Annotated in this window: 12 protein-coding genes; all 12 read left to right on the top strand. The window is 57.5% G+C overall.

All coding sequences use genetic code 11. From position 1 onward, the window contains the following. Positions 1–45: 45 nt before the first annotated feature. Complete coding sequence (locus DTF_RS0111290) at positions 46–3,081, top strand: CoB--CoM heterodisulfide reductase iron-sulfur subunit A family protein (RefSeq protein ID WP_035056908.1); 3,036 nt, start codon at positions 46–48, stop codon at positions 3,079–3,081. A gap of 42 nt (positions 3,082–3,123) precedes the next feature. Beyond that, positions 3,124–3,894: a hydrogenase iron-sulfur subunit gene (locus DTF_RS0111285; RefSeq protein ID WP_081702927.1), complete on the top strand. Its 771-nt coding sequence runs from the start codon at positions 3,124–3,126 to the stop codon at positions 3,892–3,894. Positions 3,895–3,940: 46 nt separating this feature from the next. Continuing rightward, complete coding sequence (locus DTF_RS0111280; RefSeq protein ID WP_027715403.1) at positions 3,941–4,435, top strand: NAD(P)H-dependent oxidoreductase subunit E; 495 nt, start codon at positions 3,941–3,943, stop codon at positions 4,433–4,435. 9 nt (positions 4,436–4,444) lie between these two features. After that, entirely contained in the window at positions 4,445–6,355 is a 1,911-nt protein-coding gene (nuoF, locus tag DTF_RS0111275) for an NADH-quinone oxidoreductase subunit NuoF (protein ID WP_027715402.1), read from the top strand. A 148-nt stretch (positions 6,356–6,503) separates the two neighbouring features. Beyond that, positions 6,504–7,109 carry a 2Fe-2S iron-sulfur cluster-binding protein gene (locus DTF_RS0111270; protein ID WP_027715401.1) on the top strand — a complete coding sequence of 202 codons (606 nt, stop codon included), beginning with the start codon at positions 6,504–6,506 and terminating at the stop codon, positions 7,107–7,109. A gap of 66 nt (positions 7,110–7,175) precedes the next feature. Next, positions 7,176–8,156, top strand: a complete 981-nt coding sequence (locus DTF_RS26115) for a GNAT family N-acetyltransferase (protein WP_035056905.1) — start codon at positions 7,176–7,178, stop codon at positions 8,154–8,156. A gap of 17 nt (positions 8,157–8,173) precedes the next feature. Next, positions 8,174–8,968 (top strand): formate dehydrogenase accessory sulfurtransferase FdhD, encoded by a 795-nt coding sequence (fdhD, locus tag DTF_RS0111260; RefSeq protein ID WP_035056902.1) that lies wholly within the window; start codon positions 8,174–8,176, stop codon positions 8,966–8,968. 74 nt (positions 8,969–9,042) lie between these two features. Beyond that, positions 9,043–9,930, top strand: coding sequence for a radical SAM protein (locus tag DTF_RS0111255; RefSeq protein ID WP_035056899.1), 888 nt, complete (start codon positions 9,043–9,045; stop codon positions 9,928–9,930). Between the two features lie 118 nt (positions 9,931–10,048). Further along, positions 10,049–12,019, top strand: a complete 1,971-nt coding sequence (locus DTF_RS0111250) for a sigma 54-interacting transcriptional regulator (protein ID WP_027715398.1) — start codon at positions 10,049–10,051, stop codon at positions 12,017–12,019. Positions 12,020–12,412: 393 nt separating this feature from the next. Next, positions 12,413–14,845, top strand: a complete 2,433-nt coding sequence (locus DTF_RS0111240; RefSeq protein WP_035056897.1) for a molybdopterin-dependent oxidoreductase — start codon at positions 12,413–12,415, stop codon at positions 14,843–14,845. Next, a complete protein-coding gene (locus DTF_RS0111235) occupies positions 14,842–15,183 on the top strand; it encodes a 4Fe-4S dicluster domain-containing protein (RefSeq protein WP_027715396.1) in 342 nt (113 codons plus the stop codon). The genes DTF_RS0111240 and DTF_RS0111235 overlap by 4 nt, the downstream gene beginning before the upstream one ends. A gap of 369 nt (positions 15,184–15,552) precedes the next feature. Beyond that, positions 15,553–16,783, top strand: a 1,231-nt coding sequence (locus DTF_RS23175) for an acetyl-CoA hydrolase/transferase C-terminal domain-containing protein (RefSeq protein ID WP_226989301.1), incomplete at its 3' end; no start/stop codon positions are given.

The following is a 16,783-nucleotide window of genomic DNA, read 5'->3' as shown; positions in this document are numbered from 1 at the left end:
ACTCCAGTCGCAAGACAACCGATTGATAAATCCGCGGGCAGAAACATGGGCGATGTGCTGGTTGTCGGTGGTGGGATAAGCGGCATTCAGGCCGCTTTGGACCTCGCTGCTTCCGGCTTCTATGTTTACCTGGTCGACAAGTCGCCCGCGCTCGGCGGAAAGATGGCCCAGCTGGACAAAACCTTCCCCACCGGTGACTGCTCCATGTGCATCGAGTCCCCCAAGTTCATCGAGTGCGCGAGGAATCCCAATATAGAGATCCTGACCTATACCGAAGTAGACAGAGTGGAGGGCGAGGCGGGGGACTTCAAGGTCACGCTCATAAAAAAGCCCAGGTACATCATCGAGGAGAAGTGCACGGGCTGCAACATCTGCGTGGACTACTGCCCGGTCAAGATCCCCGATGCGTTCAATCAGAACCTGTCTTCGAGCAAAGCCGTCCACATCCACTTTTCCCAGGCGGAGCCTCTGGTCACGTACGTGGATCCCGAGACCTGCCTGTACCTCAAAGAGGGGAAGTGTCAGGCTTGCGTGAACGTCTGCAAGGCAAAGGCCTTTGATTTCCATCAGAAGCCCGAGAAGGTGGAAGTGGAGGTCGGAGCGATTCTCCTCTCTCCCGGCTTCGACACCTTCGATCCGAAGCTTCGGAACGACTTCGGCTACGGCATCATGGAAAACGTCGTCACCAGTCTCGATTTCGAACGGATCCTGTGCGCGACCGGACCTTATGAGGGCGAGGTAAAGCGTCCCTCCGACAAGAAACACCCCCACAAGATCGCCTGGATTCAGTGCGTCGGCTCGCGGCAGGCCAACCTCGAGGGGGGCAACAGCTACTGCTCCGCGGTGTGCTGCGCCTATACCCAGAAGCAGGTGATCCTGGCCAAAGACCATGACGCCAGCCTCAACGCCACCATCTTCCATAACGATATCCGCGCTTTCAGCAAGGATTTCGAGCGCTTCTACCAGCGCGCGGAGAAGCTTTCGGACGTGCGCTTCATACGCAGCTACGTCCAGGTGGGCAGGGAGATCGAAGAATCCAAGAATGTCACCATCCGATACTCCACTCTCGATGACGGAGTCAAGGAAGAGGAATTCGACCTGGTGGTGCTCTCGGTCGGCTTGAATCCTCCGAAAGACTTCGAGGGACTGGCCCGGAAATTCGGCATCGAGCTCAATGACAAGGGATTCTGCAAGATCAATCCGAAAAATCCCATCCAGACCACCCGCGAGGGGGTTTTCGTCAGCGGGGCGTTCCAAGGACCTCTGGATATTCCCGAGTCCGTCGTCACCGCCAGCGGCGCCGATGCCCTGGTGGGAGAGCTTCTCAACTATCGACGCAACAGGTTGAGCAGGGAGAGGGTCTACCCGGAGGAGCGCGACGTCTCCGAGGAGGAACTCAAAATCGGGGTGGTCGTCTGCCACTGCGGCGCCAACATCGGCCGGACCGTCGACATCCCTGCCCTGGTGGAATACGCCTCCACCCTGAAGGGAGTTTCCTGGGCCGGTGAGAACCTTTTCGCCTGCTCCACGGAAAACGCCAAGCAGATATCGGACGCCATCGTTGAAAAAGGCCTCAATCGCGTGGTGCTGGCGGCCTGCACGCCCCGGACCCACGAACCGCTCTTCCGGGACACCTGTCGTGAAGCGGGCCTCAACCAATATTTCTTCGAGTTCGCCAATATCCGGGAACATTGCTCCTGGGTCCACTCGCGCGAGAAGGAAAACGCCACCCAGAAGGCCAAGGACATCGTCCGGATGTCTGTTGCCCGCGCCGCCCACCTGGAGCCTCTGGAGGAGTTCGAGCTGCCGGTCGACAAGACGGCGTTGGTGATCGGAGGCGGCCTGGCCGGCATGACCAGCGCCCTGAACATGGCGCAGCAGGGTTTCGAGGTTCACCTGATCGAAAAGGATGCGGACCTCGGAGGAATGGCCAGGAGAATCCATTCCACCCTGGAAGGGATGGATGTTCAGGAGCATTTGAACTCTCTGATCCGCAAGGTTTACCAGCATCCCCTGATCCGTGTGGCGACCGAGTCCACCATCACCAAAGTGAGCGGTTATGTCGGGAACTTCACGACCACGGTCGACACAAAGGGAAGGAAACCCCGGAAGATCCTCCATGGGATTGCCATTATCGCCACCGGCGCTCAGGAGTATCGGCCCACCGAATACCTTTATGGTCAGGACGACCGCGTCTTGACTCAGCTGGAACTGGAAGGCGGAATCTCCAGCCAGGACGAAAAAGTGCTCGGCGCCCAGAGCCTGGTGATGGTCCAGTGCGTCGGCTGCCGGCAGGAAGACAGAAATTACTGCAGCCGCGTCTGTTGCAGCCATGCCATAAAGAACGCCCTGAAGCTCAAGGAGATCAATCCCGAAATCGATATTCACATCCTCTTCAGGGACATGAGAACCTACGGCTTCAAGGAGGACTTTTACCGTGAGGCGGCGAGCAAGGACATCAAGTTCATCCGCTTCGAGCCGCAGGACAAGCCGCTGGTGGAAGCCGCGGGAGACGCTCTGCAGGTGACGGTGACCGATCCCGTTCTGGGGCAGAGGATTGAACTGGAGGCCGATCTGGTCGTGCTGTCCGCCGCGGTCCTTCCCGCCGAAACCACCCAGGACGTGGGCCGTCTGTTCAAGCTTTCGATGAATCCGGACGGCTTCTTCCAGGAGGCCCATGTGAAGCTGCGGCCCGTCGACTTTGCCGCAGACGGGGTCTTCCTGTGCGGTACGGCCCATTATCCGAAGCATATATCGGAAACGATCAGCCAGGCCTACGGGGCCGCGGGCCGCGCCGTCTGCATCCTCTCGGGGGATTCGGTCACCGCCTCAGGGTCTGTCTGCGACGTCAAAGAGCATAACTGTGTAGCCTGCGGAGCCTGCATCACGGCCTGCAAATACGGCGCCATCGACTTCTATGAGACGCCGCAGGGGAAAAAGGCCCGGGTGGAGGCGGTACTGTGCAAGGGCGACGGCCTGTGCAACGCCAAATGTCCGACCGGTGCCATCTACCTGAAGCACTATACGGACGAAGAGATCTTCGCCCAGATCGACCATGCGGTTGAGAAAACGACCCACTGACCGGAAAGTGGATTTTGACGACTGACTAGAAAGGAGATCAATATGGCTGCGGGATTCGAGTACAAGCCCAGCGTCATCGGCTTTCTGTGCACTTGGTGAGCGTACGGGGCTGCGGACCTGTCTGGAGTTTCCAGGCAACAATATAGTACAGAAACAAAGATCATCCGCGTCATGTGCACCGGCAGGGTTGACATCGCCTTCGTGCTCCGGGCTTTCTCAAAAGGAGCGGACGGGGTGTTTATCGGCGGTTGCTGGCTTGGCGAATGCCATTACGTGACCGAAGGAAACTACGATGCATTATTTAACATGCATCTGGGCAAGAAATTGCTGGAGTACATCGGCGTGAACCCTGATCGTTTAAGGCTGGAGTGGATTTCCGCCTCCGAAGGGATGCGTTATGCCGAGATCATGAATGACTTCGGCAAGCAGCTCAAGCAGCTGGGGCCCCTCGGCAAAAGCGAGGGCATAACCGACAGCGCATTGAAGCTCAAACTGGAAGCGGTATCGAAACTCCTCCCTTATGCCAAGCTGGTGGAGCGGGAGAGGTTGCGGGTGCGTTTCAAGACCGAGGAAGAGTACAAAGAGTATTTCGCCAGTGCCAAGTTCAATCAGCTCTTCAAGGAACTGGTGACAGATAAATTGGCCATAAGCCAGATCATGCTGCTCTTGCAGAAGGATCCCCTCTCCGCCCGGGACATTGCCGAAGGGCTTGGCCTTGAAGCGGCGGAAGTATCCAGGCATCTCAGCATGTCTTCAAGACTCGGTCTGGTCCGCTTCGATGAGGAGCTGAAACGTTACGCTCTGGCCAGTTAAAAGTTGGATCTACACTTATTCGCAGCAGAGAGATAAGGACGACGACATGGATATCGGCAGAGTCGATCAGATTATTGAGGAGCATCACGGCGAAGCCAGTTCGCTGATACAGATATTGCTGGACATCCAGAGCGAAAACAAATGGCTCCCCAAAGAGGCGTTGACGCGTGTCAGCGAGAAATTGGATGTTCCCTTGAGCCGCATCCAGCATATCACCACATTCTACAAGCACTTCAGTCTCACTCCCAAGGGTCGGCATGAGATTCACGTCTGTGTGGGGACGGCCTGCCATGTTCGTGGCGCCCAGGGCATCATCGAGACGGTCGAGGAAGTGACGGGAGTCAAACCCGGTGAAACCGACTCCGACTTGAACTTCAGCGTGGAGACCGTAAGCTGCCTCGGCTGCTGTGCCTTGGGACCGGTGATGGTCGTGGATGGCGAAATCCATGGCAACGTGGATAAGCCCGAGACGGCAGAAGTCCTGAAGCAACTGGAACAGGCCGGGACAGCTGATGTCTTGAAAAAATGTGCGTGTGAGTAGGGAGCGATTATGCCAAGAATAAATTCACCTGCCGAATTGGAAGATTTCCGGAAGGAGATCCTCTCCCAAAGAGATCCGAACAAGCCTTGCATTACGCTCTGTTCCGGGAGTGCCTGTCATGCGACCGGAACCGGAAAAGTTGCCGCGGCGCTTGAAGAGGAAATCAAAAAGCAAGGCGTCGAGGCTGAAGTTGTCAACAGAAGGACCGGCTGTCACGGCTTTTGCGAGCAGGGGCCCATCGTTGTCATCTATCCTGAGGGGATCTGTTACCTCAAGGTGCAGCCGGAAGACATGGCCGAAATAATTTCGGAGACGATAAAAGAGAAGAGGGTTATTGAGCGCCTGCTCTATGTCGATCCGAACACCGGTGAAAAAGCAATCAAAGAAGAAGATATTCCTTTCTACAAGAACCAGGAAAGGCTTGTTCTCGGTTCCAATCGAAAGATCGATCCCAAAAGTCTGGAAGATTATCTCGCTGTCGAAGGTTATCAGGCTCTGGTCAAGACGCTCTTCGAGATGACGTCCGAACAGGTCGTCGGTGAGGTGAAGAACGCAAAACTGCGGGGGCGAGGCGGCGCGGGCTTCCCGTCGGGAGTGAAGTGGGATTTTGCCCGTAACGCTCCGGGCGATCAGAAGTACGTCATCGTCAACTGCGACGAGGGCGACCCGGGTGCCTACATGGACCGTTCGGTGATGGAGGGCAACCCCTTTGCCGTGCTCGAGGGATTGATGATCGGCGCCTATGCCATCGGTGCGAACGAGGGATATGTCTACGTTCGCCAGGAATATCCCCTGGCCGTATCCAATCTGGCGATCGCCATCAAGAAAGCAGAGGAGTACGGTCTTCTCGGCAAAAACATCCTTGGTTCCGGTTTCGATTTCACCGTCAAGGTGCATCGGGGGGCCGGAGCCTTTATCTGCGGCGAGGAAACATCGCTCCTCAATTCTCTGGAAGGCAAGCCGGGAGAACCGAATGCGAGACCGCCCTTCCCTGCGACCAAGGGACTCTGGGGGAAGCCGACCAATATAAACAATGTCGAGACATGGGCCAATATTCCTCTGATCATAAATAAAGGAGCCGATTTCTTCAGTTCGATCGGCACGGAAGGAAGCAAGGGAACCAAGATCTTTTCGCTCGTCGGCAAGGTGAACAACACCGGCCTGGTCGAGGTGCCCATGGGTGTCTCCATGAAAGACATCATCTTTAAGATCGGCGGCGGGGTTCCCGGCGGCAAAAAGTTCAAGGCGGTGCAGACGGGCGGACCGTCGGGAGGCTGCATCCCGGAAAATCTCCTGGACATCAAGGTCGACTTTGACGAGCTGACCCGGGCCGGCGCCATGATGGGTTCAGGCGGGATGATCGTCATGGACGAGGATACCTGTCTGGTCGATATCGCCAGATACTTCCTGGCCTTCCTCAGCGACGAATCCTGCGGCAAATGCACTCCCTGTCGCGAAGGCATCCGGCAGATGCTGAAGATCCTGACCAACCTGACCAAGGGGTTGGGGAAAGAGGGGGATATCGAACGTTTGGAGGAGCTGGCCGAGGCCACCAAGGGATCTTCCATGTGCGCCCTGGGTAAAACCGCCCCAAACCCGGTCCTCAGCACCTTGCACTACTTCAGGGATGAGTATGAGGCGCATATCAACGAGAAGAGGTGTCCGGCGCTCTCCTGCAAGGAGCTGATCGCCTTTCACATCGACGTGGAAAAATGCAAGGGCTGCGGTGCCTGCTTCAGGAAGTGCCCGGCGGAAGCGATCGAAGGCGGAAAGAAGCGGATCCACGTCATCGACCAGGACAAATGCACCAAGTGCGGGGCCTGTATCGAAGCCTGCCCCAAAGCCTTCGGCGCAGTGAGAAAAATTTCCGGCGAACCCGTGCCGTCTTCCATCCCTGAAGAAGCAAGAATCATAGGATGATGGCGTCGCAAAAAGTCCGCCCTACGGCGTTACGGCGTTTTTTCAGGACCTCGACATACCTGATGATATGCCTTCGCCCCTGAAAAACACCAAGCCTTTAGGACGAAATTTTTGCTTAGCCATCTGAGTTTACTGAGAAGGTGATATCATGAATGAAATCAACTTGCAGGTTGATGGAAAAGAAGTTTCCGCCAAGGAAGGAACGACCGTTCTGGAGGCGGCACGGAGCGTGGGTGTCTCGATTCCCACCCTCTGTGACCATGAGAGATTGTCGCCTTATGGGGCCTGCCGGATCTGCACGGTTGAGGCGGATGCCAATGGGAGGACAAATCTCATCGCCGCCTGTCAGCATCCGGTGGAAAAAGGCCTGGTGGTCAGGACCAGAACCGCGAAGATAGACAAGATTCGCAAGGTGCTGGTGGAGCAGATGCTGGCCCATGCCCCCGATTCTGAACAATTGCAGGAACTGGCCCAGGAATATGGCGCGGACAGGAATCGTTTTGAACAGGAGTCCTCGTTCTGCATCCTCTGCGGTCTGTGCGTGAGATATTGCGCCGAGGTCAAGAAGAAGTTCGCCGTCAGCTTTTTTGACCGGGGAGCGAAGCGGGAGATCGCCTTCATCCCGGAGATCGCCGCCAAGGAATGCTGGGACTGCAAGGAATGCTTTCCGCTCTGCCCCACTTCGGCTCTTCAGGCGGCATATGTGCTGACCGAGGCGCTGACCTCTCCCCCGAACCCCGAAGCAGGGGAATAGTCGGACGTATACAGCGGCCTTGAAATAATCGGCGCCATCTGCTGTTAATAAAAAGGAGACAAAGGAATGTCCGCTCTCACGCTTCGATCACTCCGCCCCAACGATCTGGACCGGATTTCGGAAATTGAAAGCCGGATAGCCGGTCGACCGCGTAAGGCATTCTTCGAAAAGCGTCTCGCCGTGGCGACGGCGACTCCGGAGAGCTTCATCACCTGCGCGGCTCTCGACGGGGAGAAGATTGTCGGCTACGGTTTCGCCCGGCTCCAGGCGGGCGAGTACGGCGCGACCCGGCCGGTGGCCGTTCTGGATATCATCGGCGTCGATCCCGATGTCCAGCGCAAGGGGATCGGCAAGGCGGTGCTCTCCGGCATTGAACAGCGGATGGACAAGAAGGGGATCGACACCTTGGGCACGCAGGCCGCCTGGACGGATCACGTGATGTCCAGCTTTCTCTCCTCCAGAGGGTTCAAGCTGGCGCCCAGTCGCATCATTGAGCGCGACACGTCGCCGCTGGAGGAAAAAATCACCGAGGTGAATCCGGTGAAAATGGACAGCGTCTGGCGGGTTCACGGACCCGGAGGCGATGATTACAGTCTTCTGTCCAGGGACAGGTACCTGGTCCGCTCCCTGCGTGAGGAGGATCTGGACGCCGTCGTTCGCATCGACAGCAAACTTACGGGGAGGGACAATTCCTCCTATTATGAGCTCAAGTTCAGGGAGATGCTGGTCGAAACGGGGATCCGGGTATCCCTGGTGGCCGAGGATTCCAACAACGTGGCCGGATTCATCATGGCACGGCTCGATTACGGCGAATATGGCAAGGCGGATCAGGCGGCGGTCATCGATGCCATCGGCGTCCACCCGGTCTTCAAAGGAACCGGCGTGGGGCATGCCCTGCTCTCCCAGCTGCTGATCAATCTGTCGAACCTGAAGGTCGATTCGGTGCGGACCCAGGTTTCGTGGAAGAACTTTGACCTCCAGAAGTTTCTGTTTGCGAAGGGATTTGCGCCATCACAGAGACTGGTTCTGATCAAGACCTGCAAGTGACGAAGAAGGCCCAAGGCATGGAACAGAATCGCCGCCACTTGGTTCTGCGCTACAAGCAGGGCTCTCTGACCCATGTAGAACGCCAGGTTGTCCAGGAATATCCGCTGCGCCTCGAAGTCAACGGCCGGGATCTCGCCACCCTGATCGCCTCCCCCCATCAACTCAACTTTCTGGTTGTCGGGTTCCTGCGCCTGCAGGGATTCATCCGGAGCCTGGATGATATCCTGAGCCTTGGCGTCTGCGACGACTTCGGGACGGCCAAGGTACGCATCCGCGGCGAGGTCCCCGAGCGACTTGGTCTCACCCTCACCTCGGGCTGCGGAAGCGGAATCACTTTTCAGCTCCCCACCCCGCCAGATAAAAGAGCGGACTCCGGTGAAACCCGCGTCCGCTTCACCCCACAACAGATCTTCGCCCTGATGCGGGAGCTGGCCGAAAGAGCCGAGAACTATCGGGCCCATGGGGGCATCCACTCGGCGGCAGTGGGCGACGGACAGCAGCTGCTGATCTACTCCGAAGATCTCGGCCGTCACAACACCCTTGATCGCATCGCCGGTGAGGCGCTCTTTAAAAACCTCGACCTGCACGGGAAGCTTCTCGTCACCTCGGGGCGGGTCTCCACCGAGATGGTCGCCAAGGCGATACGGCTCGGCATCGTCCTGATCGCCTCGCGCACCTCCCCCACCGACATGGTCATCAAGATGGCCGAGCAGGCCGGCATCACCCTGGTCGGCTATGTGCGCGGAGACGCCTTCGAGGTTTACAGTCATGCGCAAGCCCTCGCTATGGCCGCCCAGCCTGAAATCCCCTGATCTCCTGAGTCCTTCCCGCAGCGGACAATGCCGCAGTGCCTGCACCCGCTGCCTATCATCGAGGAATCGAACACGTGTGGACTTCTGAAAACCTCGATTACGAAGGCGCCATTTACCGGCCGCCCAGCGAAGCCCGGTCGATCATCCTGCAGGCCACCGTCGGCTGCGCCCACAACCGCTGTACCTTCTGCGCCAGCTACAAGGACAAACGGTTCAGAATCAAAGACCGCACAACCCTCGAGGCGGACCTGAAAAAGGCCGCCCGGCTCTACCGGGGGGTGAAGCGGCTCTTCGTAGCCGACGGGGACGCGCTGATCATGCCGATGGGCGAATGGCGCTGGCTGCTTCCCGCCATCCGTAAGTACCTGCCATGGGTCGAGCGGGTTGGAACCTACGCCACGGGAATCGCCGTCCGGAAAAAGAGCGCAGATGACCTGCGCTGGCTGCACGACAACGGCCTCAATATCGTCTATCTCGGGGTCGAAAGCGGCGACCCCGAGACGCTGGCCACCATAAGGAAGGACTCAACGGCCGAACAGCTGATGGAGGCGGGGCAAAAGCTTAAAGCCGCGGAAATTTCGGTATCGATCACCGTCCTTCTCGGGATTGCTCCTCCGGGGCGCAGCCCCGCTCATGCCCGGGAGACCGGGCGTCTGCTTACGGCCATGGATCCGGATTACGTCGGGGCCCTGTCGGTTATCGTATGCGAAGGGACCGAACTGGCCAGGCGCGTGTACGGGGGAGAGCATTCGGTGTCCAACCCCCAGGAGCTTCTCCGGGAACTGCGGCAGATGCTGGCTCACACCCACCTGAGCGCAGGTCTTTTCATGGCCAATCACGCTTCCAACTACCTGCCGCTCAAGGTGGAGATGCCCGCAGGCAAGGCCCGGGCCCTGGAGCTGATCGACGCCGCCATAGAAGGTAAAACACCGCTGCGCCCCGAATCCTACCGAGCCCTGTAGTGCCGGTCTCCGGGTCTAATGGCCGAAAAAATTCAAGCTTTTCAAGTTTGTCCCCTGTATAATCAATCATTAATGCCAAAGTCAGCACAGAAGTCCTCAAGACTACAGAGGCAAGTCTATGATTTTACCCAGCGCGATTTTTTTTCAGGAAGAGTTCGACAAGCTGGCGCAGTCGTGTCAGGAAACCCCCTATGCGCTTGCCGTCCTGGATCGGGATTTACGCTATGTGCAGGTCAACGAGCCAATGGCGGCCCTCAATGGAAAACCTGTCGAACAGCACAGGGGGAGAACCATCAGGGAAATCGACCCGGGAGTCGCTTCAGCGGTGGAGCCTTTGCTCCGGCATGCCATGGAAGAGGGAAAGCCGCTGCTGAACCTTGAGTCCGAAGTGTCCAGGTCGCCTGCGGCCGATGCTCCCGATATCCATTACTGGCTCATCAGCTGCTACCCGCTCAAGAGCGAGGATGGGACAGTGGTTGGGGTCGGTGCCGTCGTCCGGAATATCACCGAGCAGAAATTAAAGGATTCCATTCAGAATGAGCGCCTGAAGTTCGAAGCGCTGCTCTCGGACCTCTCGGCCGCGTTCATCAATGTCCCTGTCGGCGAAGTGGACAGGAAGATCGAGCAGGGGCTGGAAAAGATCGCCGAATTTCTGGAGTTCGACCGGTGCAGCATCTGGCAGTTTTCACCGGAAGACGGGCCGCTGCGCATGACCCATTCTTATGCCCTTCCGGGAATCAGCCTGCCCCCCCCTGTTGTTGATGAGCAGGTACCCGTTTGGACCAACATGGTGCGCCGGGGAGAGATGTTCAAGGTTGCAGACGTGGACCAACTGCCGGACAAGCTGTGGCGGGAGAAAAAATACTGCCGGGAGCAAGGCGGCATCAAGTCCTTTCTGTTTATCCCGCTGAACATAGGTGGAACTGTTTTCGGTCTCCTCTCCTTTGCCTCTTACCGAGTCAAAAGAACCTGGCCCGATGTGCTTATTCAACGACTTCGGCTCTTGTGGGAGATTTTTGGCAATGCCCTGGAACGAAAACGGGCCGATCAGAGAATGCAAACTGCTCTTGCTGAAATCGAGCAACTGAAAAACCGCCTGGAAGCCGAGAATCTCTATCTTCGCGACCAGATTGACATCGAGCAGAAACACGAGGAGATTATCGGACAGTCCGTTGCCATACGAAAAGTCCTTCTGCAAGTGGAGCAGGTGGCCAATACGGATGCCACGGTGCTCCTTCTCGGGGAGACCGGTACCGGCAAGGAGTTGCTGGCCCGCGCCATTCATAATCTGAGCGGGCGCAGGGCCCGCGCCATGATCAAGCTGAATTGTGCGGCCTTGCCGTCGACGCTGATCGAAGCTGAACTGTTCGGACGCGAAAAAGGGGCTTATACCGGAGCCATGGCTACCCAGATCGGCCGGTTTGAAGCCGCCAACGGCTCGACCATTTTTCTCGACGAGATCGGCGAAATCCCTTTGGATCTGCAGGCCAAGTTGCTCCGGGTCCTCCAAGAAGGTCAATTGGAACGCCTGGGAAGCCCGCAGCCCATCGAGGTGGATGTCCGGATCATCGCCGCGACCAACCGCGACCTGAGCAAGGCGGTCAAAGAAGGCCGATTTCGGGAAGACCTCTACTACCGTTTGAATGTTTTTCCCATTTCGGTCCCGCCGTTGAGGGACCGCCGAGAAGACATCCCCCTGCTGGTATGGGCCATCGTCAGGGAGTTCGGCTCTGTTTTCGGGAAAACCATCGAGCGCATTCCGAAGAAAAACATGGAGGCACTGGAGTGCTACCTGTGGCCGGGTAACATCAGGGAACTGCGCAACATGATCGAGAGGGCCATGATTCTCAGCAATTCCTCAACCCTGGTAGTCGACCTGCCGGACAACTCTCCCACCTCGACATCACAGAACATGTCGCTCGAAGAAATGGAGCGGATGCATATCGTCTCCATCATGGAGAGAACAGGCTGGCGGGTCCGGGGGAAAAACGGCGCGGCGGAAATTCTGGACCTTAAACCCACCACCCTTGATTCGAAAATGAAGAAATTGGGGATTAAACGCACAGTCGGACGCTACGAAATATCATAGGTCCTCCGAAATATCGCTCATTCCACCACTCGCCAATTTTTCCAACACTTCCAAATACTTAAAAGCGAACAGCCCCGCCGGCAAAGAATGTTCCCCAATCCGTCGGTCCGCTATATCATAGATTTTGTGCTCCACCCACTCCTGCTTAAAACATATCCCAGAAAAAAACCGCTTTCACATCAGCACCTTAAGACAATCTTTCTCTTTTGGCACCCGAAGTGCAAACATTGTTTTATCTGGCAATACCAAGGATACCCCCTTCTAAGCTGCCGGTGCAGGCGTGCCCCACGGCATGCGCTGAGTCATCATGGCTTGGCGGATTCCCGATGCAATTCCGGGGGGGGGGCGGTTTTCATTTTTCGATTTTGGGAGGTACATGGCGTGAGCGAAATAATGAAAGTGCGTACAACGAGTTGGTCGGCCGGACCGGGCTGCCACGGCGGATGCGGAGTTATCGCCCATATTAAGGACGGCAAACTCCTCAAAGTCGAGGGCGATCCGGAACACCCATGGAACCATGGCCGTCTCTGTGCCAGGGCTTTGGCCATGACCCAGTACGTCAACCACCCCGACCGTCTCACCCGACCGCTGAAACGAGTAGGGGAGCGCGGGGAGGGAAAATGGGAGGCGATCTCCTGGGACGAAGCGTACGACCTGATCGAGACCCGGATGAAGAAGATCCGTAGCGAGTTCGGCGCCGAAAGCGCGATTTTCGCAATGGGAACCGGCCGAGATATCGGCGCCTGGATTTCCGTTCTCGCCTATGCCTACGGCAGTCCCAACGTCACTTTTGCCCTGAGCGGCAACGCCTGCTACGCCACAAGGATCTCCGCCACGAAAGTCGTGCAGGGGGATTACTGCGTGTTCGATGCCGGGCAGTGGTTGCCGGACCGTTACGACGATCCCCGCTACCAGGTTCCCGAGTGTATCGTCATCTGGGGCTACAATATCCCCGCCTCATGCCCGGACAACCTCTTCGGGCACTGGATCATTGATCTGATGAAGCGTGGCACCAAGCTCATCACCATCGACCCGCGCCTGTCGTGGTTTGCCTCGCGTTCGGAGAAGTGGCTGCAGGTCCGACCCGGCTCCGATGCGGCGCTGGCCATGGGGTTTCTGAACGTCATCGTGAACGAGGGGCTCTACGACCGGGAATTTGTAGAAAAGTGGACCAACGCCCAACACCTTATTCGCACCGACACGGGGAAGATCCTTCGGGAGAGCGAACTGACTGCCGGAGGTGATCCCGGGAGCTTCGTCGTCTGGGACGAGCGGAGGAATGCTCCGGCCGTATGGGACACCCGCCAACAGGCCTATCGTCCGGGCTCGGACGAGGTTGCTCCGCTCCTTGAAGGAGAGCGTGAAGTCCGTCTCGCCGACGGGTCCAGGGTCCGCTGCGAGACGGTGTGGTCTGTCTTCCGCCGGGAAATCGATAAGTATCCGCTCGAGCGGGTAACCGAGATCACCATGGTGCCGGCAAAGGACATCGCCGAGGCGGCCCGCTTCTACGCCAGGGCAAAGCCGGCCGCCATCCAATGGGGGGTGCCGATCGATATGACCCCGAACATGACTCCCACCGCCCAGGCGATCAATGATCTCTGGTGCATCACGGGAAACCTCGACGTCCCCGGTGGGAACGTCATCTCCCGCTTCGCTTTCAACGCCGTTTCCTACGCCCTCCCCGGCACTAAGAGCGTTTTCGCTCCATCCGTGGAACAGGAAGAAAAACGGATCGCCACCGACCGTTACCCCATGTTCAAGAATTTCAGCCTGCGGTCCCAGACCGACGTCACCTTCGAGCAGATCTTTACCGGCAAGCCGTACCCGATAAAAGCCATGTGGATGGCGGCCTCCAACCTGATCGGTGGGCTCGGTCTCGATCCCCGGCGCTGGGTGGAGGCGATCAAATCACTTGACTTCGTGGTGGCGGTGGATCTCTTCCACACACCGAGCACTCAGCTGGCCGATGTGGTCCTGCCGGCGGTAAGTTTCCTCGAAAAGGACAGCGTCCGTTCCTGGTGGGTCCCCCTGCAGACCATCAATAAGGCCATGAGCGTCGGCGAGTGCAAGTCCGATGCGGAGATTGCGATAGAGCTGGGGCGGCGCTTCGACCCGGAATTCAAGTGGAACACGACTCACGAACTATTCGATGACATTTTGAAGCCCTCGGGCATGAGCTTCGCCGAGCTCCAGGAGAAGGGATGGGCATTCCCGCCGGAAGGACACCCGACGGCGCCTTACCGGCGCCACGAGAAAGGACTTTTGCGTCCCGACGGGAAGCCTGGTTTCTGCACCCCGTCGGGTAGGGTGGAACTCTATTCGACATTGCGCGAGGAGTGGGGGCTGGAACCCCTGCCGCTGCATGAAGAGCCCCCCTTTACGCCGGTGAGCCAGCCCGAGCGGTTCAAGGAATATCCCCTCGTTCTCTCCACCGGTCGCCGCTCGCCGGTCCTCTACCACACCGAGCACCGCAATATTCCCTGGCTCCGGGCTCTCGACCCGGATCCGATCGTGGAGATCCACCCGGACACCGCCTCTTCCCTGGGAATCGGCAGCGGCGAGTGGGTGTGGGTAGAGAACTGGTTCGGCAAGTGTCAGCTTAAGGCCAAGGTCACCCTGGAGGTGCCGCGCTACATGGTAATGGCCGCCCATGGCTGGTGGTTTCCGGAGAAGGACGGGGCCGAACCGTCCCTGCATGGCGCATTCAAATCCAATATCAATCAGCTTCTCCCCATGGGCTACCAGGGGAAAGACGGCCAGGGTGCCCCGATCAAGCACGGACTGTGCAAGGTCTATAAAGCAACCCCGGCGGAGGTGCAACAATGACGAAGAAGCAAAGATTCGGTCTCCTCATCGACTACGAATACTGCACCGGATGTCACGCCTGCGAGGTGGCCTGTGCCCAGGAGTATGGCTGGCCTCCGGGCATGGGCGGCATGCGGGTGATCGAGGTAATCCAGCGGCTGCCGAAGGATAAGGCTTACCTGAATTTCATCACCTTCCCCACCGAGTCCTGCGTGTTGTGCGCCGGGCGCACCCGAAAGGGGCAGAAGCCCTCGTGTGTGCACCACTGCTTGGCCGGCGCCATCAAATACGGCCCAATCGAAGAGCTGGCGAAAGAGATGGAAAGAAAGCCGCGCATGGTGCTCTGGGCACCAAAGTAAAACGCAGCTCCCTGTTTCATCCGAAATATAGTACATCATACGAAATATCGTATAAAATGCTATTTGCGAAAATAATAATAATTCTAGGCACTTGGAATGCAATAATACAATCTCTTGATTCACCAGCCTGCCAATGTCTCCGATATTTCGGATAAAGCACGTTTAATAAAATTGATTTAAAACACTTTAATATTAATAAAACACACGATATTAAAGGCTTAGATCAGGCAAAAAGGGACCCAGACTGTATGGCACAGTCCATGCAAAACAATGTTTTACAACGTCAACAGAAAACGAAAAGCCATGCCTCGTTCAATCATTTTCCCATGGAGCGGCGACAGCTCGAAGCGAACAAAGGGAGAGCAACACATGTCCGCAACAACAAGCGATCGATTGTTAAGCAGGATTCGCAGGCCCGACCTTCATCGAAAAATAATGCGGGCCGCGCAGACCATCCCTTTTTTCAAAGACGGGATGTATCTGGGTTTTTCAGGCTTTGCCGAGGGGCACCCGAAAACGGTGCCGGCGGCTCTGGCAGATCATATCGAGAACAACCATCTTATGGGGAAAATGCGTTTCCATGTGTATACCGGCGCCTCCATCGGGACGGACGTCGATGACCGCTGGGCGAAACTCGGCATGCTAGGCAAGCGCTGGCCGCATCAGCAGGGCACCGCCATTCGCAAGGCCATCAATGCCGGCGAAGTCGCTTATGGGGACCGCTATCTGTCCCTGTACGCGCAAGATTTCGGCTACGGCTTCTACACCATGGAAAACGGCGGGAAGATCGATATCGGCATCATCGAAGCGAGCTGCCTGACCGAAGAAGGGGGGATCGTCCCAACCCTCGCCATCGGCATCGTATCGGAAATCGTGGCACGGGCGGAAAAGATCATCATCGAAATCAACACCAAGATCCCCTCTCTCGAAGGACTCCACGACTGCGTCGGGGTGGAACTGCCGCCGAACAAGAAAGCCTACAACATCCACAACGTGCGAGACCGGATAGGCACCACCAGCATCCCCTGCGATCCCGACAAGATCGTGGCCATTGTCGAATCCTACAAGGATCCGGTCGGACGTCCCCTGGGGCCTCCCGACGAGAGGTCCAAAGAGATCGCGGCGCACCTCATCGATTTTCTGCAATTCGAAGTGAAACAGGGGCGCCTGCCCAAGAATCTTCTGCCGCTGCAATCGGGCGTGGGGTCCATCGCCAATGCCGTCATCGGCGGCATCCAGGACAGCCCCTTCACCAACCTGAGCGTGTGGACCGAGGTTTTCCAGGACAACCTCCTCGATCTGTTTGATTCCGGCAAGCTCGATTTTGTGACGACCGCCTCCTTTTCCCTCTCCGACCAGGGTATCAAGCGCCTGCTGGCCAACTGGGGAAAATACACCAGTCGGACCTTGCTGCGGCCGATCCAGATCACCAATCACGCCGAACCTGTGCGGCGGCTGGGACTGATTTCCATGAACACTCCCGTCGAGTTCGACATTTATGCCCACGTCAACTCGTCGATGGTCAACGGTTCGCGTCTGCTCAACGGCGTCGGCGGCTCTGGGGATTTCATGCGCAACGCCTATCTCTCCATCATGCACA

Origin of the sequence: Desulfuromonas sp. TF (genome assembly GCF_000472285.1) — a bacterium.
Lineage (GTDB): Bacteria > Desulfobacterota > Desulfuromonadia > Desulfuromonadales > ATBO01 > ATBO01.
Note: the sequence above shows the minus strand (reverse complement) of the source record. Positions and strands in the feature narration are given on the sequence as shown.